We start from the raw sequence: 23,661 nt of genomic DNA on the forward strand, positions 1-23,661 counted from the left end.
ACAGTGGAACTCTTTTCAAATTCCACTGGTCCCGATTCCAACTTTTAAGCGTTTGGAGTTTCGATCCCAACTCCATCGTTGAGGAATTTCGAAATGATCACTCTTTGGATTTGTGAAGTTCCTTCATAAATTTGGAAAATTTTTGCATCACGCATCAATTTTTCAACTGGGTATTCTTCGTTGAATCCGTATCCACCAAAAATTTGAACCGCATCAGTTGTGACACGCATTGCCATGTCGGCACAAAAAACTTTCGCAATGGAAGCTTGGTATGTGTTACGGAAACCATTGTCGATGAGCCATGCTGATTGCCAGCATAGTAGTCGTCCTGCTTCGATATCACGAGCCATTTCTGCGATCATAAAACTAACACCTTGGTTCACAGAAATTGGTTTCCCGAACGCATTACGAGTGTTTGCATAACGAATGGAATGATCAAGAGCTGCGCGAGCTACACCAACTGCTCCAATTGCTACTGCCGGGCGAGTTTGGTCAAATGCACCCATTGCAATTTTGAAACCTTCCCCTTCTTTACCGATCATATTTTCTTTTGGAACTTTAACATCCTCGAAAGTAACACCTCGAGTGTCGGAACAACGTTGTCCCATATTCTTTTCTTTTTTACCGATGATGATTCCAGGAGTTTTTGCATCTACAATGAAGCCTGTCATTCCTTTGTGCCCAGCGTTTGGATCTGTTTTCGCAAGGACAAAAAACCAATCTGCATGTCCTGCATTGGTGATCCACATTTTAGATCCGTTGATGATGTACTCATCTCCGACTCGTTTTGCAGTGGTACGAATTCCGGCAACGTCAGATCCTGCACCTGGCTCTGTTACAGCATACGCTGCGAGTGTAAAATTTTGAGTCATTGGTTGGATGAATTTTTTCATCACATAGTCATCTGCACCTAACAATACGGGAGCGAGTGCTAAGTTGTTTGCTAGGATCGCAGTTGCCATCCCAGAACATCCATAAAATAATTCTTCTGAGGCGATCAGTTCATCCAACACACCAAGTCCTGCTCCACCATATTCTGCAGGGATGTGCATGTTCATAAGACCCACATCAAATGCTTTCTTCAAAATCTCTTTTGGATACTCACCTGTGTGGTCATGGTGTTCCGCTTTAGGAATCATTTCATTTTTTGCGAAATCTCTGGCTAATTCGCGGAGGGCTTTTTGTTCATCGGTGATTGAAAAGTCGATCATGGGTTGCCTTATAGATGTTTTTTTACAGTACTTTGGAATTTTCTCTATGAGTCAAGAAACTAGGGCGACTTAAATCTGTTGAAAAATCTTTTGAATCCAAAATTCTAGCCATGGGAGACAACAATGTCAGGACACTCGAAATGGGCGACGATTCGGAGAAAAAAGGGAGCCATTGATGCCAAAAGAGGCGCCATCTTTACAAGGATAGCCAAAGAAATTTCTGTGGCAGCCAAAGAAGGTGGTGGTGACCAAGAAGGAAACCCAAGATTACGTTTAGCCGTCACTAAGGCAAAAGCTGCCAACATGCCTAAAGACAATATCGAACGTGCCATCAAAAAAGGTACGGGAGGCCTCGAGGGTATGGTATACGAAGAGTGTCTCTATGAATGTTATGCACCTGGTGGTGTTGCCATCATGGTCGATGTGCTTACCGATAAAAAGTCTCGTACAACTCCCGAAATTAAAAGTATTTTAACCAAACTTGGTGGATCCCTTGCCAATGCTGGTGCTGTGTCACGACTCTTCGAACGAAAAGGCCAACTCACTCTAAAAGCTGATCAAATATCGGAAGAAGCTTTGTTTGATTTAGCACTGGGTGCAGGGGCCGAAGACATCCAAGTGAATGACGGCATGTATGTGGTTCTCACATCACCAGCGGAATACGAAGCAGTGCAGTCAGCTCTTTCCTCCAAAGGATTGAATATGGAAGAGTCGGAAATCAAATACATTCCCATGACAACGGTTGAAGTGAACGATAAAGAGACTGCCGAAAAAGTCATGAAACTGATCGAAAACCTAGAAGGAAACGATGATGTCCAAGGAGTGAGCTCCAACTTTGAGTTAGGCGAGGGAGTCGAACTCGACTAATCAAAAAAAGCGAAGCAAAAGAGGGGACTTATGTCACCCTCTCTTTTCGCAAGATGATCAGATCTGAAAGATAGGCCTGAGAGTTCTATTTTCTTTTGATCATCCCTGCGATGATAATCAATAAAATGGCACCAACCACAGCGACTATGAGTTCCGCTATGAGTCCATAAGAACGAAATCCAAGAAGACCAAACACAATTCCACCTAAAAAGGAACCCACCACACCAATCACTAAATTGGCGATGATTCCAAAACCTTTTCCACGTAAGATTCGACCAGCAAGCCATCCAGCCGCTAGACCAATGAGTAAAAACCAAATAAAACTAAACATAAGTGACTATCCTTGTTGCCTTTTCTATTGAATTCTCATAAAATTACAAGACGTCGTGAAAGAATCAAATCATATACGAAGGTAACATTTGAAAAATCAACTTTTAACTGGTCCTTATTATTTTGGAATGAAAGACTTGGAAGTTTTTAAAAAACATTTCATCCAAGAAAATAAAGGGAAACCACTCTTTCTCATTCGGTTTGAAAATATCACAGGCATTGAACTTACTGATTTTTTAGATTTATTACGTACTGAATTTTACTCCTGTTTGGACTTAGAAGATATTTGTTTCGGATTCCATTACTTTGAAAAACAAAATATACTACTAATGGGAATTTCACCTCTTTTTGAATGGGACATTGAAAAGTTTCCTAATATCGAAAACTCTGTCGGTAAATTCCAACAACAATGTATACAAAACAAAATTGTTTCATTTCATTTTGGAGTTTCAAGAACTCAATCCAACTTTATTTCCGATAACGAAGAAATTTTTGCCGAACTTTTCAAATCTTCAGAAAAAAATCTGAATGATAACTTAGTCCGTTGGAGTTGGACTTACTACAACAAGGCAAACACTTATATCTCTGGATCTGTTCATGAAGCAATGATCCAACCGACAGTTATTTTTAATCCAAAAGACAAAACCTATTCTGTAAAAGGAGGGGAAGTTTTTTTAGGTGGTGGTGCTTATATTGGTTATAAAGATTTAATCAATGACATTCCCGCTGACCAAGACCTCAATCGGATTGAACTATTAATTTTAGAAAAACTGATCATTGCATGCGAAGGTGCACCTGGCCTTTTAAAATTTAATATCTCACCTCAATCTCTAATTGATACATTTTCGCAAAACGAACGTGTTGACCGACTTAAAAAATTAATATTAAGTAAGGATCTTTTTCCAGAAAATATTCGATTCGAACTCGTAGAAAAACCATACGACGAATCAAAATACCAATTAAAAGACGTCTGCCATGCGTTTTATTCTCATGGAATGAGTTTTGCTGCTGATGACTTTGGTGTAAAAAGTCAGTCTCATCAAATAGTATTAGATTTGGGAATTATGATCAAAGAATTTAAATTGGACCCAATTAGTTTTAAATTTAAAATTGAAGAAGACCAAATTAAATTTTTAGACAACTTAGCATTCATTGATTATTGCAAACGATTAGCTGACAACAGAGAAGCTGTCATAACAGCAGAAGCAGTAGAAGATTTTGATACGTTACGTTTTCTTATGGAACACCAAATTTATCAATTCCAAGCAAATATTTTATTTGGTAAAATGACAGTTTCTGATTACAAAAGAGATTTTGATTTACTCCATTCCATACACGAAGATGTTGTGAAAGAAGTATTGACAGACAAAATTTTATCGGAAAAACAAAAGAAAGTTGGTAACTTGTTTTTAGTCGCATCCGAAGAAGGACTCATTTAAAGTTTTTATGCATTTTATCATGGCAATTGAAAACGATCCAAATTCTTCCCAAGATTTGGAAAACATCTTTCTTGGATTAAGACAAAGAGTTGTCATTACAAAGTTTTCCCAAACTGTCCAAGAGTATGTAAAATCTTCAAATCCAGACATCATTCTCATGGGTTTGACCTTCAAAGATAAAAAAGAATTAGAATTCATCTTGGAATTACGGCGTGATGTTATCACTCATAACATTCCAATATTAGCAATGATCCCAAAGGAAGATACAAACTTCATTGCTAATCATAAAAAACTTGGATTTACTGACTTTATTGTAAAACCGTTAGCCAAACAATCTTTACTCGATAGAATCCATTCTCATATCGAAGAATATAAGTTTAGTGAATCTTCAAAAACTCGTGACAATGTATCCTTTGTAGTTGTTGACCGTGGACAGGATCGTGTTTTATTCCAATGCCGTGCGAATCTAAAAAGATATGTTTTTCCCGAATTTAAAAAAATATTCACACTCAATTTTTTAAAATCCATTCACACTGAAAGAATCTGTTTTGATGTTCGTGTAGTTCCTGAGCTTGGAAAAGAAGAAGTAGAAGTTTTTGAACGTGTAATTAAAATTTTTCAGAATCATGAGAAGGTAATCTTCATAGCAGGCCGACATATGGGAGCCTTCATTGAACATTCAACTGATGATGAAAAAATGTTGGTTTTTATGGCTCCAAACGAATTCGATGAATACGTTAAAATGGAAGAATTAAAAAAGGAAGAACTTCGTAAAAAAGAGAAAAAGGAAAAATTTACAAAAGACTCAAACAAAGGACCAAGTCAAAACAATCCTGTTCCTCCAACTAATTTAGGTGATGTGAAGATTGAAATTAACACCAATCCTGAAGCAAATCCAGCAACAAATTTGAACGAATCTAATCCTACAGAAAATCTTCAATCTCCAAAAGAAAAAGAAACTTCGGATCCAATTCCTGGGCCGGAACAAGCGGAAAATTCAAAATAGAACATTCAAAAAAAATCGTAATTTAAGAAGAGAAACATGAACTACAAACGAGAAGTAATCGATCTACCAAATGGCAAAGGAGAAATCATTCGTTTTCAAATGAATGAACAAAACTCTTTAACTGGCCAAAACATGCGTGATCTTGGTGAGATTTTAAAAGAAATCAAAGCAGATCCAACCAAACGAGGTGTGATTTTAGGAACAGACAATCCGAAGTTTTTTTGCAATGGATTAGATGCAGAAAATCTACTCTCAACACCTAGAAACAAACTGATTGATGAAGTTGGCGGCATTGTCATTTTATTTGGTGAGATGGTTCAATTTGATAAACCACTCATTACTGAAGTAACAGGTTATGCTATGGGTGGTGGTGCGGTGATTACAGTTGCATCAGACTTCAAATATATGTTAGATGGAAAATGTCGTATTGGATTTACAGAAGTGAATGTAGGTCTACCACTTCCAGCAAGTTTTATTGATCGAATCAAAATGTGTGTGGAACCAAGGTATTGGGCAGAAGTCTGTTTAGAAGGAACGATCTACAAAGCACCTGAAGCTAAAAAAATTGGTTTGATTGATGAGATTGCTTCTTCTCAAGAAGAAGTAAGAAAACTATCACTTAAAAAGTTAGAGGCACTTGCAAAAGTTCCTTCGTCTGCATACCGTGCGACAAAAAATACTCTCAACGCCGCTCTACTTCGAAATTTGGAACAGTATAAAATTGACACGACCAAATCTTTTGAACAACCAGGAGTTGTAGAAAATCTACTAGAAGCAATGACTGCATTAAAGGAAAAAAGAAGACCTGTTTTCCAATAATTAAAATTGATGGAAATAATGGGGAAGATTTCTAATCCCCTTATTTCTTATAAGTGTTTTCACCATAGATGCCGAAAATTATAGTGAAATCTGATGTTGCGTTCTTTCGTATTTGTCCTCATAACTAGTTTTTTTCCGATCTTAGCAATATCTTCTTCTGATTTCCCACCAGGATTTGTTTTAAAGAACCCTTATGTATGGCCAGTGAAAGGATATGATTCCATAACAGGTGCCTTTGGTGAATTTCGAACGGGACATTTTCATATGGGACAGGATTTTTCTACCGGTGGTAGGATTGGAGTTCCAATACTTGCTGTGGCAAAAGGAAAAGTCACGCGTGTACAAAGAAGATGGACTAGCATTGGTTATGCGCTATTTTTACAGCATGATGATGGAATGACATCACGTTATGGACACCTTCACAAATTTGCACCGAAGGTTGTAAAACAAATCTTAAAATCAAAACAATCAAAACGATTCAAAGATAGAACTGATTTTGACATAGCACTTCCAGAACCTGTTGAAGTAGAAGCAGGAGAAACCATTGCTTTTTCTGGTGATACAGGAGTTGGTCCACCTCACCTACATTTCGAATTATTCAAAGACAATGTGTATTACAATCCAATGCACTTTGGACTAGGTTACAATGCTGCAGAACCAATCGTGTTTAATACGTTAAGGATCACTCCCCAAACTCCACGAACTTTCATCAACGGTAGAAATGAAACGATAGAAATTCCTTTTTATGAAACGAGTGGAAACCGATTTGAATTGTCTGAATCACCAACACTTTTTATACAAGGGAAAGTAGGCATCCAAATTGCTATCCATCAAAAATCAAATAACAATCGACTTGGAATTTTCACCTTAGATATGTTAATTGGTGATAATATTTTACAAGGTTTTCAATTATCCAAAATTTTAAAAGAACATACAAGAAAGAATGTTTTATTATATGACAGCTCTGTCAGTAAACCTAATGGAAATCCATTTTCATATTATTTACATACAAGAGATGGAAATGATTTATTAGGAATGCGAAGTAATGGTCGAGAACAAGGGTTACTTGATAGCGAACAAATGAAAATGGGGGAACCTAAAGAAGTTACCATTCGAGCTACTGGTATGGGTGGACAAATGTCACTCGCTTCCTTTTATGTTTTGAAAGACCAGGGGGATTATAGCCACATCGTTACCAAAGAATGGAAATACAATGTGTATTATGATCGTTACACAACCTTTAAATCCAAAGATACAAAAGTCGAATTGTTTTTTCCAGTGAATGCTGTGTATTCCAAAGCATTTTTTGAAATTGAAGCGCAAGAACAGATCAAAATCAACACTCAAGGCCTTAATCAACTTTCCAGTGTTTATAAAATAGGTCCTGACTTTAAAGATTTTAATTTGGGATATGACCTTTATGTAAAGGTACCGAAAACAAAGGATATCAACTCGGCCGATTTATATGAAGTGTTATCGGATGGGAATGTAAAAAAAATAAATGGTTCTTCCTTTAGTTCTTGGGGACAATTTTTTAAAGTAAGACTCAGAAAAACGGGACTTTTTGTTGTTCTTTCAGACCAAACACCACCAAACATCTATTTACATGAATTGATGAACAAAACTGTTTATCCAAGAGAAGACTTTGCGTTGTATTTGAAAGCTGTGGATGTAGGATCTGGAATTATGCCAGATGGATTCGATATTACAGTTGATGGAATCCCAGGAAAGGCAGAATTTTTTCCTAAAGATGGAAGACTTGAAATTTTTGAACCAGAAAGTTTATACGAACCAGGTAAACATACTGTCCTTGCGAGTGTGAGGGATTTTGCAGGAAATTGGAGTTCAACTGTTAGGTTTGATTACGAAATCCAAACACCTCCAGTTGTAGAAGAGAAGAAAAAACCTATCACTGAACCCATTTCAGTAGAAACTTCAAAAGAGAAAAAATCTACAAAAGAGTCAAAACCAAAACAATCTTCGCCTAAGGTGCAAAAGGTGGCAAAACCAATCACTATCGCACCTAAGGCAAAGGATAAAAAGTCTACATCCCGATAGCAGCACCACCGTCAACTCGGAGGTATGTTCCTGTGATGTAAGATGCATCATTACTTAAGAAAAACTTCACAGCAGATGCGATCTCTTCCTGTTTTCCAGGACGTTTAAGAGGGATCACAGCAGGATCAGTTAACTTTTCTTGTACTTCTTTGGAAAGAGTTCCTGTCATTTCTGTTTGCACATAACCTGGGCATACAGCGTTTACAAGTACGTTTCTTCCAGAGAATTCACGTGCAGATACTTTTGTAAGAGCAATCACACCCGCTTTAGAAGTTGAGTAGTTTGCTTGGCCAGGTTGGCCAGTGAGTCCTGATACAGAAGAAATATTGACAATTCTTCCAGAATCAGACTTGAGAATGAGTTTACTAGCTGACTTAGTCATTAGAAAAACACCCTTACAATTTACATCCATTACAAAGTCATACTCTTGTTCTGACATACGAATGAGTAAGTTATCTTTTAATACACCAGCATTGTTTACAAGGAAATCGAGTTTTCCAAATACTTCTTTTGTTTTGCTAATAGCAGCATCACAATCTTCTGGTTTTGTTACGTTACAAGCAACACCGATCGCTTTCACACCGAATTTTGCTTCTACTTCTCTTGCAGCTTCTTCAATTTTTTCCTGATTCAAATCAACAAGCACCAAACTTGCACCATGCGATGCGATTCGGTTTGCGATTGCTCGACCCAAACCAATGGGAGAGGCAGCTCCCGTTACCAGTGCTACTTTTCCTTCGAATTCTTTGGACATATGCCCCCCTAGGATTTATTACTTGTTTCTAAACATGAAACTCGAACATCGTTCGGCAATCGTAAAATTCCCAGTTGAAAGAGAAGTTTGCACTGAAAGACTGCCCTTATGATCGATCGTTATAGCCATCCTGAAATTTCCGCCATTTGGGAATTAGAGAACAAATTTAAGATTTGGACAGATATTGAAATTTATGCCTGCGAAGCCCGTGCGAACCGAGGAGAAGTCCCAAAAGAAGACCTCGAAACGATTAAACAAAAAGCGAAATTCAATGTAGAAGAAATTCTAGAGATTGAATCCAAAGTCCATCACGATGTGATCGCATACTTAACCAATTTAAATTCTTATATAGGACCAGCAGGCCGTCATGTTCACTTTGGACTGACATCCAGTGACGTAGGTGACACTGCACTTTGTGTGCAAATGGTGCAAGCAATGGACCTACTCATCCAACGCACAGAAACTCTTCTCGAAACAACCAAACAAAAAGCAAAAGAGTACAAAGACCTTCCTTGTATCGGACGTTCTCATGGAATTCACGCAGAACCAATGACTCTTGGTCTTAAGTTTGCTCTCTTTTATGCGGAGATGACTCGTAACTTAGAACGTATGAAAGATGCCCGCGAACAAGTTGCAGTTGGTAAACTTTCAGGTGCAGTAGGAACTTACTCCAATATTGATTTAGAAATTGAAGAGTATGTATTAAACAAACTCGGACTAAAAGTGGATCCAATTGCCACTCAAGTAATCTCACGGGACCGACATGCATTTTATATGTCTGTTCTTGGAGTGGTTGCTGCGAGTTTGGATCGTATGGCAACTGAAATTCGTCTCTTACAAAAAACAGAAGGACGAGAAGTCGAAGAGCCGTTTGCCAAAGGCCAAAAAGGATCTTCCGCAATGCCTCACAAACGAAATCCTGTGGTCTGTGAACGTATTTCGGGAATTTCTCGGGTCATCCGTTCCAATGTAAACGTTGGATTACAAAACGTAGGACTTTGGCATGAACGTGATATTTCCCATTCTTCTGCAGAACGAATTGTCCTACCTGACTCCACGATCGCACTCGATTACATTTTGGAAAAAATGAACTTTGTTTTAAAGGGACTTCATGTCTATCCAGATGCCACAGAACGTACGTTAAACGTAACGCGTGGACTCATCTTTTCACAAAAAGTATTGTTATGGCTCATCGAAAAAGGTGGGATCACTCGTGAAGACGCTTACCTCATCGTACAGGAAAATGCCATGGCAGTGTGGGCAGACCAATCTAAAAATCTGCGTGACCTTTTGAAACAAGATCCGAGATGTTCTGCCATCCTAAAAGATAGCGACTTGGATGAGATTTTCCAAATCAAACCATATTTAGAACGTATCCCTCTCATTTTCAAACGTTTGGGAATTACAGATTAAATACGCTTACAATTCAACTGCCAACCATCCAACCAAGTCTTTTAACATTTCTTGGCTGATGGTATGGCCTTCTGGGTATTCCTTATACTTAGGACTCCTTCCCAACGATTCCAAACTTTCTTTTGAATTCCTTGCAGAAGCAACAGATATCACATTGTCATTGGTTCCATGGGCAATATAAATCTTTTGCGGATCGACTTCATCGTTTGCACTTGCTTTCGCATTTGTATTTAATTTTTGTTTTGTTTCCTCTAAGAGTCTTCCACTGAGGGCAATGATTCCTTTAAATTGGTTTGGGTGTTCCAATCCAACTGAATAGGACATCACTGCACCCTGGCTAAAACCACCAATCCATACATTCTTTTCATCAAATTGGAACTGACTCTTTGCATATTCTAAAAATTCCAAAATCTTTTGATGGCTCACTTCCTGTTGTCCAATATCAATTTTAGGACTGCCTGCTTGGAAGGAGATTTCATACCAGCCAAAACGGTCTCTCCCTAAAATAAGAGGCCCTCTGATTGAGATAACAAGTAATGATTCAGGTAAATAATCAGCTAATGAAAATAAATCTTTTTCATTGCTTCCCACTCCATGTAACAACAAAAGAAGAGGAGGGTTGGTTGTGGGACTTTTCGGATTTCGGACTAAATACTCGAGCGGAGGATTCATCATTTTAGATTTTCCTTTTAATTTAATTGCGGATTGGAATCCAATCGAACGGAAGTCATGGTCAATGCTCCAGCCACAGGTTTGTCATTAAAAAATGAAATCTGATCTGATGGAAACTGAGTTCCGATCGTATATAATAATGGAAGGTAGTGTTCAGTCGTAGGAATTGCCCATTCAAATTCTTTTCCTTTACTGCGAATGGAAAACAAGGATTGAGTATCACCTGATAGAATCCAATCTTTTACTTTTTGGTTCACTGAAAGTGCCCAATCAAAACCATATACCTCATTCAACCGGTCCCATGCCACCATACGGAGGTTATGCACAATATTCCCACTAGCAACGATGAGTATACCTTGTTCTCTCAGTGGAGAAAGTTCCTTAGCGATTTCAAAATGTTTTTCAATCGAAAGTTTGTAATCCATACTCAATTGTACGATGGGTACATTTGCCCTTGGATACATATGTTTTAATACACTCCATGTCCCATGATCCAAACCCCAATCATAATCCAGTTGGACTGATTGTGATTTGACAAGGGATTGGATTTCCTTTGCCAAACTGGGATTCCCAGGAGCAGGGTATTGTACTTCAAATAAGGCCTTAGGAAATCCACCAAAGTCATGTATGGTGGGTGGATGTTCCATCGCTGTGACAAAGGTTCCATCTGTGAGCCAGTGTGCAGAAATCACAAGAATCGCCTTTGGTTCCGGAAAGGTTTTTGAAACATTGCGAAGGCCTTCGACAAATTCGTTTTCTTCAATGGCATTCATTGGACTACCATGTCCTAAAAATAAGGACGGAAAGATCTCACTCTTTTGTATTTTGTCTGTATCCATGAAAATCTCCCTCTCTTCCGATTCGAAAACGAATGATTTGCTAAAAAAACTGAATCTTAATATTAGTTTAATATTAAACTATTTATCGTCAATCTATTTTGTCTCCGAAAAGTCACTTTTTTAATCGGTAAAAAAATTCTGATTTTCGAATCCGGAAAAAAGTGATTCATTATTCGATCAAAGAACAGTACACTTTGTTCTCATATTTAAATCATCACAGAGGAAAGAACCAAATGGAACCTAAAGAACAGATTGAAACAATCCTAAGGGAATTATTTTCCAATCATAAGACAAATAGAATCCCTGAGTTTTTTGCTTCCCACTACATTTCGCACACTTCAAAAAAGGACTACAAAGGTTTAAAAATTGTGAGCCAATGGATCCAAAACTTAAATCGATTTTTGTCGGACTTAAAACTTGTAAAGTTAGAATTCATCCATGAAACGAATGATCTTGTTGTATGGAAACGTACGATCAAAGGGAAAATCAAACCTTCCAAAAACAAAAAACTTCCAGTAGGAAAATTAATCAAATGGGAAGAGATGATCGTTTCTAAATTCAAAGGAAATCAAATTGTCGAAGAATGGATTTCCAGTGAATTTCTCGGTGCTTTGCTTCCGTTAGGAAAAAAATAATAGAACATTAAGTTATTTTAAATTCCAACTGAAACTTACCACCTAATTTCGAATTATTAGTATCAATTAAAATCTAGGAGATCTATATGGCAGCACCGAAAAAGAAAAAACTACTCACCAAATCGCAACCGAATGTTTCTCCATCAAAAACAAACCCCATCACACCTTTTCTGATGTTCAACGCAAACTTAGAAGAAGTTACTAAATTTTATACAGCCATCTTCAAACAATCTAAAGTGATTTCTGTAAATCCAATGCAGGCAGAGTTCATTTTAAACGGACAAAAATTTTCAGCCTACAATGGTGGTCCTGAATTCAAATTTTCATGGGGTGTTTCCTTTATGATCCACGTAGAAACTCAAAAAGAAGTCGATCATTATTGGAATGAACTTTCAAAAGGTGGGAAAGAACTCATGTGTGGATGGGTCGAAGATAAATATGGAATGGTATGGCAAGTCACGCCAAACATTTTATTAGAATTGATTTCGCATAAAGATCCAAAGAAAAGAGAGAAAGCAACTCAGGCGATGTTAAAGATGCAAAAAATTGACATTGCGAAGTTAAAAGAATCAGTTAAATAAATGGTTTTAATTCACTATATAAGATTTAATTTTTATCTAGTGAATTAAATTTCGATCGGTGTATAGAGGGACATTTCAAAACTTGTTAGGTCAACTGTATATTGATTTTGAGTATAAAAGGGTCCCCCAAATCCAATCCTCCAAGTAACAGGACCCAAAGGTAATTCATAAAAGAAATAATAACTTTTTGCATAGTTCGTTCTTGAATTAACTCTCCCTTTACTTATGGTTGATAACGCATAAATTTCCAATGGATTCAGTCTGCCATTTGACGCTGCTGCAAACATTAAATAACTAATTGGTTCGATGGATCCAGAACTTCCACCAGTTAACAAGGAATAAGCACCTAATAATTCTAAATTGTTTCCAGTAGATAGGTTGGTTAATAAATAGGCTTTGTATGGATCTCCATCGATATTACCTGTTGTTAGCAGTGAATATCTTCCTAAGTTATCAATTTTATTTGCAAATGTTGCTCCAGAGTTAAAAACAACAGCGTTTGTAAATAATCCAATGCCATCATTAAAATCTGCAGTTCCTTGTAAGTTAACACTACCAACACCAAATCCAAAACCTATCCTAAAATTATCATTCCCACCTTTTCCCAAATAGAAGACTGGAAGTAACATCGAATAGGTTCCCTTAACCTCTGTTTGCAAATCTATATTTTCTTTTCCGTTTTGGTTTTCAGCTGTTGGAGTTACTGTGATGATTTGACGGGTGTTTAAAAAGGAAACGTTTCTGTTTAAAATAAAAAAGCCCCAATACTCTCCTAATTGCCAATCCTTCGTTTTTAAATCATAATTAAATTTTGTATTTCTTTCGGCACTATTGGATTCTTCAGCCATGATTGCCTTTCCCTTAGGACCGACAATATCAACAGAAGTACTTATGAATTGAACACCAGGATAAAAAGAAAAATACCTCGCACCTTTTGGATCATGAAAAACACTGATGATCTCTCTTCGCTTAGGTAAGGTTGGCGAAGTTTGAGGTTCTGACTGACTTACATTTTCCTTTTGGATTTCTTGGGAAGATACTGGAAATGAAGAAAAGAAAATGATCAAACAGATTCCGATCATTATCTTTTTAATCAATGTCGAATTATAATTATACAATTCCAAACCCTCGTGGTTAAACTGAGATTGTTTGTTTATCAGAAATTAGATTGTATTTTACCTTAATTTGATTGATTTTTTCTTCCATCGATTTCCACAAAGTTTCCTTCTCCGGATGGAAAGTACAAAGTACACCTTGTCTTACCAAATCAATGATCTCATCAATAGAGAAATCTAAAAATCGATACAACTTAAAAAATTCATACGTTAAATTGACATTAAAAATATCTGGATCGTCAGTGTTGATACAAAGCATCAAACCTTGGTCATAATAATAACGAACTGGGTGATTTTGTTCCTTTCGCACATACTTTCCAGTAAAAACATTTGATGTGACACAGATTTCGATTGGTATTTTGTTCTCTTTCATGTAGCGAACAAGTTCAGGATCTTGGATGGCAGATGTTCCATGTCCAATACGTTCCGCTTTACATAGATTCACTGCATCCCATATAGCCCACGGACCATCATCTTCCCCTGAGTGTGCAACACATCGTAAACCAGACTCACGTGCAATTTTAAACACATCTGCATAATCTTTTGCCGGACCCATTAGTTCAGCTCCACCGAGTCCAATTCCAATCACTTCTTTGTGTTTCAAACCTAACACACGTTTTAGATTGTTCATTGCATTTTCAGGGCCAAATGATCTAGAAACGTCAACAAGTAACCGAATGGAGATTCCATCTTTCACTTCGATTTGGCGAATTCGATTGACCATCACTTCTACCATTTCGTCAAAATCCAATCCGTTTTGAATGAACTTAGATGGTGCAAAAAAAGCTTCGCAATATACAATGTTATTAGAACGAAGGTAGTCAGCTAAACTATCAATGAAGTATCCTAAATCGGATGCCTCTTTGACAGATCCTTGCACAAAAAAGAAAACTTGGATGAAACCATTGAGGTCTTTGAAATTGTATTTATCTTCAAATTCTTGGTCTGTGACTTCGATTCCATTTTTTTTGTATAAGAACTTAAGAGTTTCCTTATTCACACAAGCTTCTAAATGCAAATGGACTTCCGTTTTTGGAATTTCGCGAATGAAGTTGATGACATCCTGCTCGTTTGGATGTGAAACAGAAAGGTCACCAGCAAGGAGAGATTTTCTTTCTTTTAAAAGTGTTGTTTGTTCTGAACCATCCATCCCTTCTTTTGGCAGAAGCCATAGTGGTGGGTGAAGGACAGGTAACTCCATGAGCGACACTCTCTCGTTTAAGAGTGTGTTAATTTGTTTATCAAAAGTAAGTTGGATGGTTGGCGAATACGGCCTGTCAGCTGGTAATCGACTTTTAAGGCGGTTTAATTCCGCAATATCACGGTCAATGACAGCAATGCGGCTAAGGATTTCAGAAAAAGGAACTTCCATGTTCCAGGAAAGAATGCCGAATTTGATGAGTGCCTACAAGTAGATTTTTAAACCTTGGGTGAAAATCCCTATTTAGGTTTGAAAAATCCCGTCGATAGGAAGTTTGGGAGCGGAAAAGACTGGAAATTTTTTCCGAATTATGTCGTATAAATGAATATGCTCACATCTCGCAAAACCTTCCTACCGTTTGCACTTCCTTCCATTTCAGAAGATGCAATTGAAGAAGTGGCTCAGGTACTCCGATCAGGATGGGTTACATCCGGACCAAAAGTGAAACAATTCGAGATGGAGTTTGGTGATTTTGTCGGTAGCAAAGAAACTATCGCCGTAAATTCTGCAACGGCAGGACTTCATCTAGCACTCGAGGCAATTGGTCTCTCATCAAACGATGCTGCCATCACAAGTTCTGTAACCTTTACTGCCACTGCTGAAGTCATCTGTTACTTTGGAGCCGAACCCATTCTTACTGATATCGATCCCATTCATAACATAATGTCTCCTGAAACCTTAGAAACGACAATCAGTTCTAAGTGCAAATGGAATGGGAAAGAACTAACGAGTAAAAAAACCGGGAAACGAATCAAAGCAATCTTACCTGTACACTTAGCTGGTTATACATGTGATATGGAAGCCATTCTAGACATAGCTAAAAAATACAATCTCTATGTGATTGAAGATGCTGCACATGCCTTCCCAGCGGTTCATAAAAACAAAATGATTGGAACCTGGGGTGATTTTACTGTTTTTAGTTTTTATGCTACTAAGGGAATTACCACTGGCGAAGGTGGAATGATCACCACACATCATAAAGAGTTTGCCGACCGAATTCGCAGGATGCGTTTGCATGGAATCAACCGTGATGCATTTAATCGACCTGGTTGGTACTATGAAGTCGTTGATGCTGGATATAAATATAATATGACTGATATTGCAGCAGCACTTGGTGTCGTACAACTTAAGGAATCACATGGATTCTGGGAACGAAGGACTGAAATTGCAAAACACTATAATGTTGAATTTTCTGGATTAAAGGGAGTCAAACTTCCTAAAGAAGATGAAAATGGAATTCATAGTTGGCATCTGTACCGGATCGAAGTTGATCCGAAAATGGCAAAAATTGGCCGAGATACTTTAGTTGAAGAATTGAAGGAAAGAAATATCGGAACTAGTTTACATTTTATTCCTATCTTTGAACATCCTTATTATAAAAAGACATTTGGATTCCAAAGAAAAGAATATCCTAACGCATGTCAGATGTATGATAAATCAGTTTCATTACCATTATTTGCTGGAATGACAAAAACAGATGAAAAAGACGTAATTGATGCTGTAAAAGAATTATTATCCTAGCACTAATTTTTGGTTGGATTGTCTTTCAAACTGGTCCGGAGTTCATAAAACTCTGGATCATAAAGTTTGATCAAATCAACTAAACCCAATATAAATTCTGAATCCGTTCCATCCGCCTTTCTTCGAATCCAAAATCCTACAAGTTCTTTCACAATTTGAGAATCCATTTTTTCATCACCAGAAAAGATAGAAAACTTTGCCGCTTCTTCAGGATCCTCGTTATCAGTATAAGCTGGATACAAAAAAAGGATAAAACGATCTAAATAATAAGGATCTAACCTAGATTCTTCAACTAACATTAAATAACGATCTGATTCTTTTCTGAAGAATTTAGGATTTGAATCTAATTTTTGATACACAATGAAAAAATCACGCGCTGTTTGTTTGAACCAAATCTCATAAATTGGCTTTGTTAATTGTAAAAACTTAGGTTGGGTTTTCGCAGGTAAAAACAAATTCCTAATTTTTTTAGGAAATTCTGGATTGTAATGTCCAAATTGGTACTGATCATTGAGTTCCAAATAATACTTGGAATGAGGACCGTTTAAAAAAATTTGAATTCCTAAATATTCGGAAAGTTTTTTTAAACTGATTACTGTTTGTAGTTTGCAGAAAATTTTATGATAGGATAACTCTTTTTCACAATACAATCCAATCTTAGGAAATTGGATCCATGTTGTTTCAATCAGATCTTTGAATTTTTTCTCTTGAGAAGAGTCTACCTCCTTTACTAATAAAGGGATAGACGTTTTTAAAACCGAACATGAGAAAAAGAAAACTAAGACAAGTTTACTTAATTTTATAAGTAATTTCTGCAGGTAAATTCTCCCATTCCGAATTTGAATCTTTACGAAAGTACACTGGCGAGATTGAATTTTTCAGATTCAAACTTTGGTATAAGATTAAATCCGTTTCTTTTTTTTCAAAATATCGTTTATCTGTATTACTGCCCAATCCTAAATCAGCAATTGGAATCCATCCATAACCCAACAAAAACACTGACAATGAATCTTGAATGGATTTTGGTTTTCCTTTATCGAATCGAATCATACGAAATGACTGAACAGGAATACCATTTTCTTTCATTTTCTCTTTGAAATCATTTATACTAACACTTATTTGCCGAGTTTGGTAAATTAAATCTAAATAATCTCTTGGAAGCATTTTAATGTCTTCCTGCGGTTTTTCGTAAAATGGCGTAACATCACCTGGATATATAGCTTCTTTATCTAAATAATCATCTGTTACATAGTATTTAATAAATTGGTTTTTAGAAGAAAATTTATATTTTACGATCTGCTCACCTGGTAAATCTTCAATGGACAATTTTTTTAAATGAACTCTGTTTCTTTGAATGAAAGACGGTGCATACGATGGATCGGTGAACTTTACTCCCCTGATCCGTTGTTGTTCATTAGAAGGAGGGTGTAAAACTGCGATTTGGGCTTTCGATAACGATACTGAATCGAGTTTAAATTTTAATGTTACTTCTAAGTTAAATTCTTCTTCTCCCGAAGCAATGAAACGTTCTGTTTCAATGAAGGGAATATTCTTGATTTCTTTATTCTCACGATCCACAACCCAGAGTTTTGATCCACTGAGTAAAACACCTCTCACAGAACGTAAATTGGTTTTAATAGAACCAGTAATTTTTCCAGTTTTAGTATCATATCGATAAATACTGTTATCTGCTGAATCAGAGATCCATAACGAATCCCTACCATAACAAATATCTCTTGGTCGTGTGCGATCCGTAAAAAATCCACCTATTAATAGAGAAGTGGACTGGTCATAAATCTGCACCTTACCTGAATCTAAATCCAAAATATAATAATAATTTCCTACACTTGCAATTCCTGCTACATTTGCTAACGGAATCGAAATTTTATCCGTAATCCCACCTGAATTTGGATCTAATTTTAAAATCTGTTTTGGAGCTACGACTAATATTTTTCCTTCTCTAGAATCAAAACTGATTCCTCTTAAATTCGCCAAACCAAGATTATATATCTCTTGTTCACCTATTTCATTAATTTTAATGATTGCACGTCGATTCGTATCTATATACCAAAAATTAACTCCATCCCATGCTAAACCATATGCCTTATCAGAAAGTTTGTATTCTTTGCTTTCTTGTGAGAATAATGGTAATGTAAAAATGAATAATAAAATCCAAATACGTTTCAATCGCTTATACCTACTGTCTTAACTATCAGACGAAATAGATCATCGAGTAAAGTAGGATTATCATATTCAGAACCGATTATGATTGGTTTTGGGACGAAAATAATTAGGAAAGATACTAGTATCAAAATACCAAACAGGAATCGAGTTTTACCAATTCCATACATTGCATCTTTGATGAATGGATGTTCAACCTTTAACACATAATAGATCAAAAATCCCCAAACTAACCAGGTGAAATGAACCAAAGCAAATATCAAAAATAATCCAAATAGTATATGAATCCACTTTCGATATGATTCACCAAACATTGAATAAATGACATGTCCACCATCCAACTGTCCAAAGGGAAGCAAATTAATCGCAGTAACTAGGAGTCCTACCCATCCAGCTTTTGCCAAAGGATGAGCTTGGATATCCATAGTTGTAAAATCAATTGGTCCAAGGATCCATTGTGTTGAAAAATATGTAAATGCACTGTCACCAAAGAACAAAAAGCCTGACCTGTCAATATTGGAAGGTATCTCTACAACCTTTGATAAAGAAATACCAATGGTCCAAGCAACTAGAGAAAGAACCAAACTCACCGCTGGCCCTCCCACTCCAATATCAAACAAAACTTTTTTATTTGGGATTTGGTCATTGATTTTGATCACGGCACCCATTGTTCCAATCGGACCAAATGGTAACGGGATAAAATAAGGTAAACTAGCTCTAACGCCATAGTACCTTGCTGGTAAATAATGGCCCATTTCATGAGCTAATAGTATGAACAATAAAGACACTGAATAGGGCCAATTCTCAAAAAAATAGAGTTTATAATTCTCTAATGTTTGTGGAATCTCAGGATTCAAAAAAATATCAGAATAAGTTAAAGTGAGAAATGTAAGAAAAAATAATAGAATGTGAGTTGTTTTATTGGATTCCAAAGTCGAATCACCTAAAAATAAATTTATGAATCATTCAATCGAAAATTCTCAAAGAATCAATTAGATTCCGACAAAAAATGGACAAACAGAATTAGAAAGATGAAGGAAGTATCAGAAAAATATTGTTCCACTTTCTTTTAGGAAACTTAGAACTGTCTAAGGATTAGTCTTTCTCCAACAAATCGATGTTTGAAAATATAAGAATCATAAAAAAATTTGACCCTGCGGCAAAATCGTATCTGGAAATTGTTCTTTGTTACCCGGGTTTGCATGCACTTTGGTTACATAAACTAGCGCATCTTCTATATCGTCTGAGACTTCCTATCATTCCTAGACTCTTCAATTATTTTAGTCGTTTTCTCACTGGAATTGACATCCATCCAGGCGCAAAAATTGCACCCGGAGTTTTCATTGACCATGGAGCAGGTGTTGTCATTGGAGAAACAGCCATCATCGGATCTGGATCCTTGATTTTCCAAGGAGTGACTTTGGGAGGGACTGGTAAGGAAACAGGCAAACGGCATCCAACGATTGGGAAAAATGTAGTGATTGGGGCTGGTGCAAAAATTCTCGGAAACATCACCGTAGAAGACCATGTTCGTGTTGGTGCTGGTTCTGTTGTGATGCGTAATGTTCCTGCTGGATGTACTGTAGTTGGTATCCCAGGTAAAGTTGTAAAAGCTGGAGATGGCACTTCGGACAGTATGGAACAAATGTTAGAACACAATCAAATGCCTGATCCTATTGCAAAAGTTTTTTCTGTACTACTGGAGAAAGTGGAAACCCAACAACAATTGATAAACAAACTTTACGAGAAACAACAATTGTTAGAGAAATCCAACTCTAATCCCCCTGAAGATGATTTGTTTTTGCAAGAATTCATTCATGGAGATGGAATCTAGAATTCTTTTAACAATTCTGATTTTTTCTTTTGGTATTCTTCATCCGTTATCAATTTATTTTTCCTCATCTCTTCTAAAGTTTTCAATTTATCCGGAACGGATTTCCAATTTTCTTTAAGAATTGGAGTTACATCATCTTCTTTAGGATAACGATAAATAGGCGGATTTGGCATAATTTCCGAATTTTTATAAACGATCACATTTCCATAAATTTGATTTTTCAGTTGAGTTTGGTCCCGGTATAAACTTACGGATTCTTTATTTTTGAGCCATAATTCAGGTTTATAAATTGGTTTGATTGGTCTTGGTTGGAAAATCACCCAATCTTCAAAAGCATATTGAGTTGGGAAGGTGATATTGGTATTGATCTCTTGTAATAAAATCACAATTCCATTTTCTGTACCCATAATGTAAAAACTGGTTTTTAAAATTTTTACATTGGGAGACAATAGATCATCAATTTTGAAAATACATAAGTAGACTTTATTTTGGTCTTGCTCATTTATTTTTTGTACAAATCGTTCAATTTCTGATAAATAAGATTCAGGAACTAAGTGGTCCCAGTCTTCGTAAGCCAATACCCCTCTTTTGTATTGGATCGATGACAAAATTTTAGGTAGGTCTCTTAAATGGGCACTGCTTAGTTTTAATTGGCTCAATTGTGTTGGAAATAGTTGCCTCCAGTCCTCTTCCTCAACTTCAAAAAAGGCAATGGATGCTGTGGAATCAATCAATTTGATTTTTTGTTGGAATTGGGAGCAGGTAATGTTTAATAATAGTAAAAACAAAACAAAAGTTAATTTTGAACTTGCCGTTAATAGATTTATGAACGAAATTTTGAAAGTGCAAAAAAAATTGATCCTTCTATTTTTGCTCTTGTTCTTTCTTCCAATCAAAGCAGATTCCATTCCACAATTTCAAATGAAGGATCAATATGGGCAATCGTATTCTGATTCTTCAGTCAAAGGAAAACCCGTTGTTTTGATGGGATGTTTTTTACGTGATGTGGAAGTATGCAGAAAACAGGGCCGCAAACTCTACTGGAAAATGCAAAATTTATTATGGAAAGACAGTAACAAAGTCAATTTTTTGCTTTATTTGGACCTAAAGGAGTCAAACAAAATTGTTGAAGACTACATTGAAGAGTCTAAACACAAACAATATGAAAATATTTTGTTAGATAGGAAAGGACAACTTACAAATGGTTTGTCAAAGGGAGAGGTATACATTCGAATCTATAACAAATCAGGAAAACTCATCTCTTTCTCATACCAATCCCAAATTGAGGAAACACTGATTCAGGAAGTTTATGAAATTCTTAAAAAAGAAATTTAGTATCCAAACATTTTTCACATTTGTTTTCATTTGTATAAGTTCTCAAAATTGCCTTCATAAAAACCTCGACCAATACCAATTTTGGACTGGTTATGATCATTTACAAAAATCGATAAAATCCACTGCTAAAAATGAAATTCTTTTTGCAGCATTGGCGGGATCTTTATCAGACGATAATGAATCCCAACTATTAAAGAATTCCGATGGATTTCCTATGGTTACTCTTACGGGAAAAAAAGACCAAAATCAAAATTGGAATCTTAGATGGTATGAATTTGATTCTAAAAATTATGATTATTATGCCAATGTAACGTTCACACCAAAATCTTGGGCTGAAAAGGAAATATATGCTGTTGATCGAAAAATCATTCATAAACTGAATGGATACCAACCAAGAGACTTTTTCAAATGGCTGAATGAATTTGCTTTATTAGTGAGTGATCATAATGCATATCAGGAATTAAAATCAAATTCCAAAAATCTACAATTCCTCTGTAATGTTATGTATTGTCATACCACGGAGACTGCCGAGTGGCAAACTTTAGAATTTACATTGAATGAAACCACAAAATCTAAATTTCCAGGATTTTACCAACGAACAGGCAGCAGGTTAGAAAAAACAAAATTTAGTATCATGATTTGGGATAAAGGAAATCCATCCCATCGACTCAAAATAACAAACCAAGGAAAAACTTTAATTTTCCATTTTCCAGTGAACCCACCTAAAGATTATTTTCTTTCACCTCAAGAAATTCACTTTTCAGGTGATATTGAAATTCGTTCCTTTGGGATCACATTAAAAATTGATAATTTAGAATACAGACTCAAAACTATTTTTGAAAAGAATGCAGATACTCTACATGGAAATTTTTTAAAAATTGGAAAAAAAGAAATTAATGGTAACTTTTTTTACGTAATCCCACAAGGATTCGTTAATTTTTTTATCCCTGGAAACATGGATGAATACTTTGATGAATTCTTTACCTTACTCATACAAGGTACTCAAGGCAAAGGTGGATCACAACTACATGCCAAGTTTGAAAAAACGAAACAAGGTCAAATAAACACGATTACCACTTACAATGAAATTAAACGTAAGAAGTTTTCTTTGTTTGGAAATGATGATTCACAAAAAGCAAGTAATGACTTTGATTTTTTTACATCATGGGAAGAAGCAATGTTAGGTGATCTAAAATAAACAAAATTGAATTTTGACATGCAAGTTTCGTTTATGAATATCATTTACCATTTATAAAATTACGGAGTAATTCTTTTCCTTCTTCAGACCCAAAAGATTCGGGATGGAATTGAACTCCTTCTATTTTAAAAGTTTTGTGGCGTAATCCCATAATCTCACCCTTACCTTCGCCTGAAGAAACGCGAGCAGTCACTTCCAAATCATTTGGTAAAGAAGATTCTTTTGCCACTAGCGAGTGATAACGCATAATCTCAATATTTTGGGTAAGGCCAGAAAATACACCTTTACCATTATGTTCAATCGGTGATAATTTTCCATGCATTGCAACATTTGCACGTACCACTTCGCCACCAAACACTGTTGCCATGCCCTGCATACCCAAACAAATTCCTAGGATAGGAGTTGTTTTTCCTAACTCTTTTAAGAGTTCAGCACTCACTCCAAAATAGGCTGGGTCTGCTGGATGGCCTGGACCAGGAGATATGATAATCTTATCATAGTTTGCTTGTTTGATTTCAGAAAATGATTTTTCATCATTGCGAATCACATCCAATCGAAATGGAGTATCTCTTTCTTCTAAAATTTCGCCAATGATTTGGTATAAATTATAAGTAAAGGAATCGTAATTGTCTAAGATAAGAACTTTCATTTT

General features: G+C 36.2%; 24 protein-coding genes. 12 read left to right on the forward strand and 12 right to left on the reverse strand.

Annotated features, from left to right (window positions below):
* Window positions 1-44 precede the first annotated feature (44 nt).
* Window positions 45-1,211 (reverse strand): acyl-CoA dehydrogenase family protein, encoded by a 1,167-nt coding sequence (locus DI076_RS13470; RefSeq protein ID WP_108960316.1) that lies wholly within the window; start codon window positions 1,209-1,211, stop codon window positions 45-47.
* A gap of 123 nt (window positions 1,212-1,334) precedes the next feature.
* On the opposite strand from DI076_RS13470, the gene DI076_RS13475 reads away from it, so the two are divergent.
* A complete protein-coding gene (locus DI076_RS13475; RefSeq protein ID WP_108960317.1) occupies window positions 1,335-2,078 on the forward strand; it encodes a YebC/PmpR family DNA-binding transcriptional regulator in 744 nt (247 codons plus the stop codon).
* Between the two features lie 85 nt (window positions 2,079-2,163).
* On the opposite strand, the gene DI076_RS13480 is transcribed toward DI076_RS13475, so the two are convergent.
* On the reverse strand, window positions 2,164-2,409 hold the full coding sequence (locus tag DI076_RS13480) for a GlsB/YeaQ/YmgE family stress response membrane protein (RefSeq protein ID WP_108960318.1): 246 nt from the start codon (window positions 2,407-2,409) through the stop codon (window positions 2,164-2,166).
* 88 nt (window positions 2,410-2,497) lie between these two features.
* On the opposite strand from DI076_RS13480, the gene DI076_RS13485 reads away from it, so the two are divergent.
* The 4 genes from DI076_RS13485 (at window position 2,498) to DI076_RS13500 (ending at window position 7,730) form a co-directional block, all read left to right on the forward strand.
* Entirely contained in the window at window positions 2,498-3,847 is a 1,350-nt protein-coding gene (locus DI076_RS13485) for an EAL domain-containing protein (RefSeq protein WP_108960319.1), read from the forward strand.
* 7 nt (window positions 3,848-3,854) lie between these two features.
* Window positions 3,855-4,853, forward strand: coding sequence for a response regulator (locus DI076_RS13490; protein WP_245918429.1), 999 nt, complete (start codon window positions 3,855-3,857; stop codon window positions 4,851-4,853).
* Window positions 4,854-4,889: 36 nt separating this feature from the next.
* Window positions 4,890-5,672 carry an enoyl-CoA hydratase/isomerase family protein gene (locus DI076_RS13495; protein WP_108960320.1) on the forward strand — a complete coding sequence of 261 codons (783 nt, stop codon included), beginning with the start codon at window positions 4,890-4,892 and terminating at the stop codon, window positions 5,670-5,672.
* Window positions 5,673-5,765: 93 nt separating this feature from the next.
* Window positions 5,766-7,730 carry a M23 family metallopeptidase gene (locus DI076_RS13500; RefSeq protein WP_108960321.1) on the forward strand — a complete coding sequence of 655 codons (1,965 nt, stop codon included), beginning with the start codon at window positions 5,766-5,768 and terminating at the stop codon, window positions 7,728-7,730.
* On the opposite strand, the gene DI076_RS13505 is transcribed toward DI076_RS13500, so the two are convergent.
* Window positions 7,717-8,484, reverse strand: a complete 768-nt coding sequence (locus DI076_RS13505; RefSeq protein ID WP_108960322.1) for a glucose 1-dehydrogenase — start codon at window positions 8,482-8,484, stop codon at window positions 7,717-7,719. The genes DI076_RS13500 and DI076_RS13505 overlap by 14 nt on opposite strands.
* A gap of 108 nt (window positions 8,485-8,592) precedes the next feature.
* Here DI076_RS13505 and purB point away from each other — a divergent pair, with 108 nt between their 5' ends.
* Complete coding sequence (gene purB, locus DI076_RS13510; protein ID WP_108960323.1) at window positions 8,593-9,897, forward strand: adenylosuccinate lyase; 1,305 nt, start codon at window positions 8,593-8,595, stop codon at window positions 9,895-9,897.
* Between the two features lie 6 nt (window positions 9,898-9,903).
* Here the strand turns inward: purB and DI076_RS13515 are convergent, their stop codons facing one another.
* Window positions 9,904-10,572 (reverse strand): alpha/beta hydrolase, encoded by a 669-nt coding sequence (locus DI076_RS13515; RefSeq protein WP_245918430.1) that lies wholly within the window; start codon window positions 10,570-10,572, stop codon window positions 9,904-9,906.
* A gap of 14 nt (window positions 10,573-10,586) precedes the next feature.
* Window positions 10,587-11,408: a 4,5-DOPA-extradiol-dioxygenase gene (gene ygiD / locus DI076_RS13520; protein WP_108960325.1), complete on the reverse strand. Its 822-nt coding sequence runs from the start codon at window positions 11,406-11,408 to the stop codon at window positions 10,587-10,589.
* A gap of 233 nt (window positions 11,409-11,641) precedes the next feature.
* Between ygiD and DI076_RS13525 the strand changes: the two genes are divergently transcribed.
* Together DI076_RS13525 and DI076_RS13530 are read left to right on the forward strand one after the other, a co-directional pair.
* A complete protein-coding gene (locus DI076_RS13525) occupies window positions 11,642-12,043 on the forward strand; it encodes an ester cyclase (protein ID WP_108960326.1) in 402 nt (133 codons plus the stop codon).
* Window positions 12,044-12,129: 86 nt separating this feature from the next.
* Complete coding sequence (locus DI076_RS13530; protein WP_108960327.1) at window positions 12,130-12,624, forward strand: VOC family protein; 495 nt, start codon at window positions 12,130-12,132, stop codon at window positions 12,622-12,624.
* Window positions 12,625-12,668: 44 nt separating this feature from the next.
* On the opposite strand, the gene DI076_RS13535 is transcribed toward DI076_RS13530, so the two are convergent.
* Window positions 12,669-13,691, reverse strand: coding sequence for a hypothetical protein (locus DI076_RS13535; RefSeq protein WP_245918431.1), 1,023 nt, complete (start codon window positions 13,689-13,691; stop codon window positions 12,669-12,671).
* A gap of 67 nt (window positions 13,692-13,758) precedes the next feature.
* On the reverse strand, window positions 13,759-15,111 hold the full coding sequence (add, locus tag DI076_RS13540; RefSeq protein ID WP_108960328.1) for an adenosine deaminase: 1,353 nt from the start codon (window positions 15,109-15,111) through the stop codon (window positions 13,759-13,761).
* A 156-nt stretch (window positions 15,112-15,267) separates the two neighbouring features.
* On the opposite strand from add, the gene DI076_RS13545 reads away from it, so the two are divergent.
* Window positions 15,268-16,461: a DegT/DnrJ/EryC1/StrS family aminotransferase gene (locus DI076_RS13545; protein ID WP_108960329.1), complete on the forward strand. Its 1,194-nt coding sequence runs from the start codon at window positions 15,268-15,270 to the stop codon at window positions 16,459-16,461.
* Between the two features lie 2 nt (window positions 16,462-16,463).
* Here the strand turns inward: DI076_RS13545 and DI076_RS13550 are convergent, their stop codons facing one another.
* The 3 genes from DI076_RS13550 to DI076_RS13560 all read right to left on the reverse strand — a co-directional run bounded on the left by DI076_RS13550 (window position 16,464) and on the right by DI076_RS13560 (window position 19,574).
* Complete coding sequence (locus DI076_RS13550) at window positions 16,464-17,111, reverse strand: hypothetical protein (RefSeq protein WP_245918432.1); 648 nt, start codon at window positions 17,109-17,111, stop codon at window positions 16,464-16,466.
* A gap of 139 nt (window positions 17,112-17,250) precedes the next feature.
* A complete protein-coding gene (locus tag DI076_RS13555) occupies window positions 17,251-18,648 on the reverse strand; it encodes an NHL repeat-containing protein (protein WP_108960331.1) in 1,398 nt (465 codons plus the stop codon).
* Window positions 18,645-19,574, reverse strand: a complete 930-nt coding sequence (locus DI076_RS13560; protein ID WP_108960332.1) for a site-2 protease family protein — start codon at window positions 19,572-19,574, stop codon at window positions 18,645-18,647. Before DI076_RS13560 ends, DI076_RS13555 begins: the two co-directional genes overlap by 4 nt.
* A 185-nt stretch (window positions 19,575-19,759) precedes the next feature.
* Here DI076_RS13560 and cysE point away from each other — a divergent pair, with 185 nt between their 5' ends.
* Complete coding sequence (gene cysE / locus DI076_RS13565) at window positions 19,760-20,476, forward strand: serine O-acetyltransferase (protein ID WP_108960333.1); 717 nt, start codon at window positions 19,760-19,762, stop codon at window positions 20,474-20,476.
* Here cysE and DI076_RS13570 read toward each other — a convergent pair.
* Complete coding sequence (locus DI076_RS13570) at window positions 20,473-21,210, reverse strand: SHOCT domain-containing protein (RefSeq protein ID WP_108960972.1); 738 nt, start codon at window positions 21,208-21,210, stop codon at window positions 20,473-20,475. The genes cysE and DI076_RS13570 overlap by 4 nt on opposite strands.
* A 31-nt stretch (window positions 21,211-21,241) precedes the next feature.
* Here DI076_RS13570 and DI076_RS13575 point away from each other — a divergent pair, with 31 nt between their 5' ends.
* Window positions 21,242-21,811 carry a peroxiredoxin family protein gene (locus DI076_RS13575; RefSeq protein WP_245918433.1) on the forward strand — a complete coding sequence of 190 codons (570 nt, stop codon included), beginning with the start codon at window positions 21,242-21,244 and terminating at the stop codon, window positions 21,809-21,811.
* Window positions 21,786-23,009, forward strand: a complete 1,224-nt coding sequence (locus DI076_RS13580) for an LIC10025 family lipoprotein (protein WP_108960334.1) — start codon at window positions 21,786-21,788, stop codon at window positions 23,007-23,009. The genes DI076_RS13575 and DI076_RS13580 overlap by 26 nt, the downstream gene beginning before the upstream one ends.
* A gap of 40 nt (window positions 23,010-23,049) precedes the next feature.
* On the opposite strand, the gene DI076_RS13585 is transcribed toward DI076_RS13580, so the two are convergent.
* Window positions 23,050-23,658 (reverse strand): anthranilate synthase component II, encoded by a 609-nt coding sequence (locus DI076_RS13585; protein ID WP_108960335.1) that lies wholly within the window; start codon window positions 23,656-23,658, stop codon window positions 23,050-23,052.
* Window positions 23,659-23,661: the final 3 nt, after the last annotated feature.

It is taken from the genome of Leptospira ellinghausenii, from assembly GCF_003114815.1.
Taxonomy (GTDB): domain Bacteria; phylum Spirochaetota; class Leptospiria; order Leptospirales; family Leptospiraceae; genus Leptospira_A; species Leptospira_A ellinghausenii.

Excerpts from the sequence above, each read along its gene's own strand:
- DI076_RS13580 (WP_108960334.1), top strand. The coding sequence starts at position 21,786 with ATGAAATTCTTAAAAAAGAAATTTAGTATCCAAACATTTTTCACATTT.
- DI076_RS13480 (WP_108960318.1), bottom strand. The coding sequence starts at position 2,409 with ATGTTTAGTTTTATTTGGTTTTTACTCATTGGTCTAGCGGCTGGATGG.
- add (WP_108960328.1), bottom strand. The coding sequence starts at position 15,111 with ATGGAAGTTCCTTTTTCTGAAATCCTTAGCCGCATTGCTGTCATTGAC.
- DI076_RS13490 (WP_245918429.1), top strand. The coding sequence starts at position 3,855 with ATGCATTTTATCATGGCAATTGAAAACGATCCAAATTCTTCCCAAGAT.
- DI076_RS13525 (WP_108960326.1), top strand. The coding sequence starts at position 11,642 with ATGGAACCTAAAGAACAGATTGAAACAATCCTAAGGGAATTATTTTCC.
- DI076_RS13515 (WP_245918430.1), bottom strand. The coding sequence starts at position 10,572 with ATGATGAATCCTCCGCTCGAGTATTTAGTCCGAAATCCGAAAAGTCCC.
- purB (WP_108960323.1), top strand. The coding sequence starts at position 8,593 with ATGATCGATCGTTATAGCCATCCTGAAATTTCCGCCATTTGGGAATTA.
- DI076_RS13545 (WP_108960329.1), top strand. The coding sequence starts at position 15,268 with ATGCTCACATCTCGCAAAACCTTCCTACCGTTTGCACTTCCTTCCATT.
- DI076_RS13470 (WP_108960316.1), bottom strand. The coding sequence starts at position 1,211 with ATGATCGACTTTTCAATCACCGATGAACAAAAAGCCCTCCGCGAATTA.
- DI076_RS13505 (WP_108960322.1), bottom strand. The coding sequence starts at position 8,484 with ATGTCCAAAGAATTCGAAGGAAAAGTAGCACTGGTAACGGGAGCTGCC.
- cysE (WP_108960333.1), top strand. The coding sequence starts at position 19,760 with ATGTTTGAAAATATAAGAATCATAAAAAAATTTGACCCTGCGGCAAAA.
- DI076_RS13585 (WP_108960335.1), bottom strand. The coding sequence starts at position 23,658 with ATGAAAGTTCTTATCTTAGACAATTACGATTCCTTTACTTATAATTTA.
- DI076_RS13530 (WP_108960327.1), top strand. The coding sequence starts at position 12,130 with ATGGCAGCACCGAAAAAGAAAAAACTACTCACCAAATCGCAACCGAAT.
- DI076_RS13495 (WP_108960320.1), top strand. The coding sequence starts at position 4,890 with ATGAACTACAAACGAGAAGTAATCGATCTACCAAATGGCAAAGGAGAA.
- DI076_RS13475 (WP_108960317.1), top strand. The coding sequence starts at position 1,335 with ATGTCAGGACACTCGAAATGGGCGACGATTCGGAGAAAAAAGGGAGCC.
- DI076_RS13575 (WP_245918433.1), top strand. The coding sequence starts at position 21,242 with ATGTTTAATAATAGTAAAAACAAAACAAAAGTTAATTTTGAACTTGCC.
- ygiD (WP_108960325.1), bottom strand. The coding sequence starts at position 11,408 with ATGGATACAGACAAAATACAAAAGAGTGAGATCTTTCCGTCCTTATTT.
- DI076_RS13500 (WP_108960321.1), top strand. The coding sequence starts at position 5,766 with ATGTTGCGTTCTTTCGTATTTGTCCTCATAACTAGTTTTTTTCCGATC.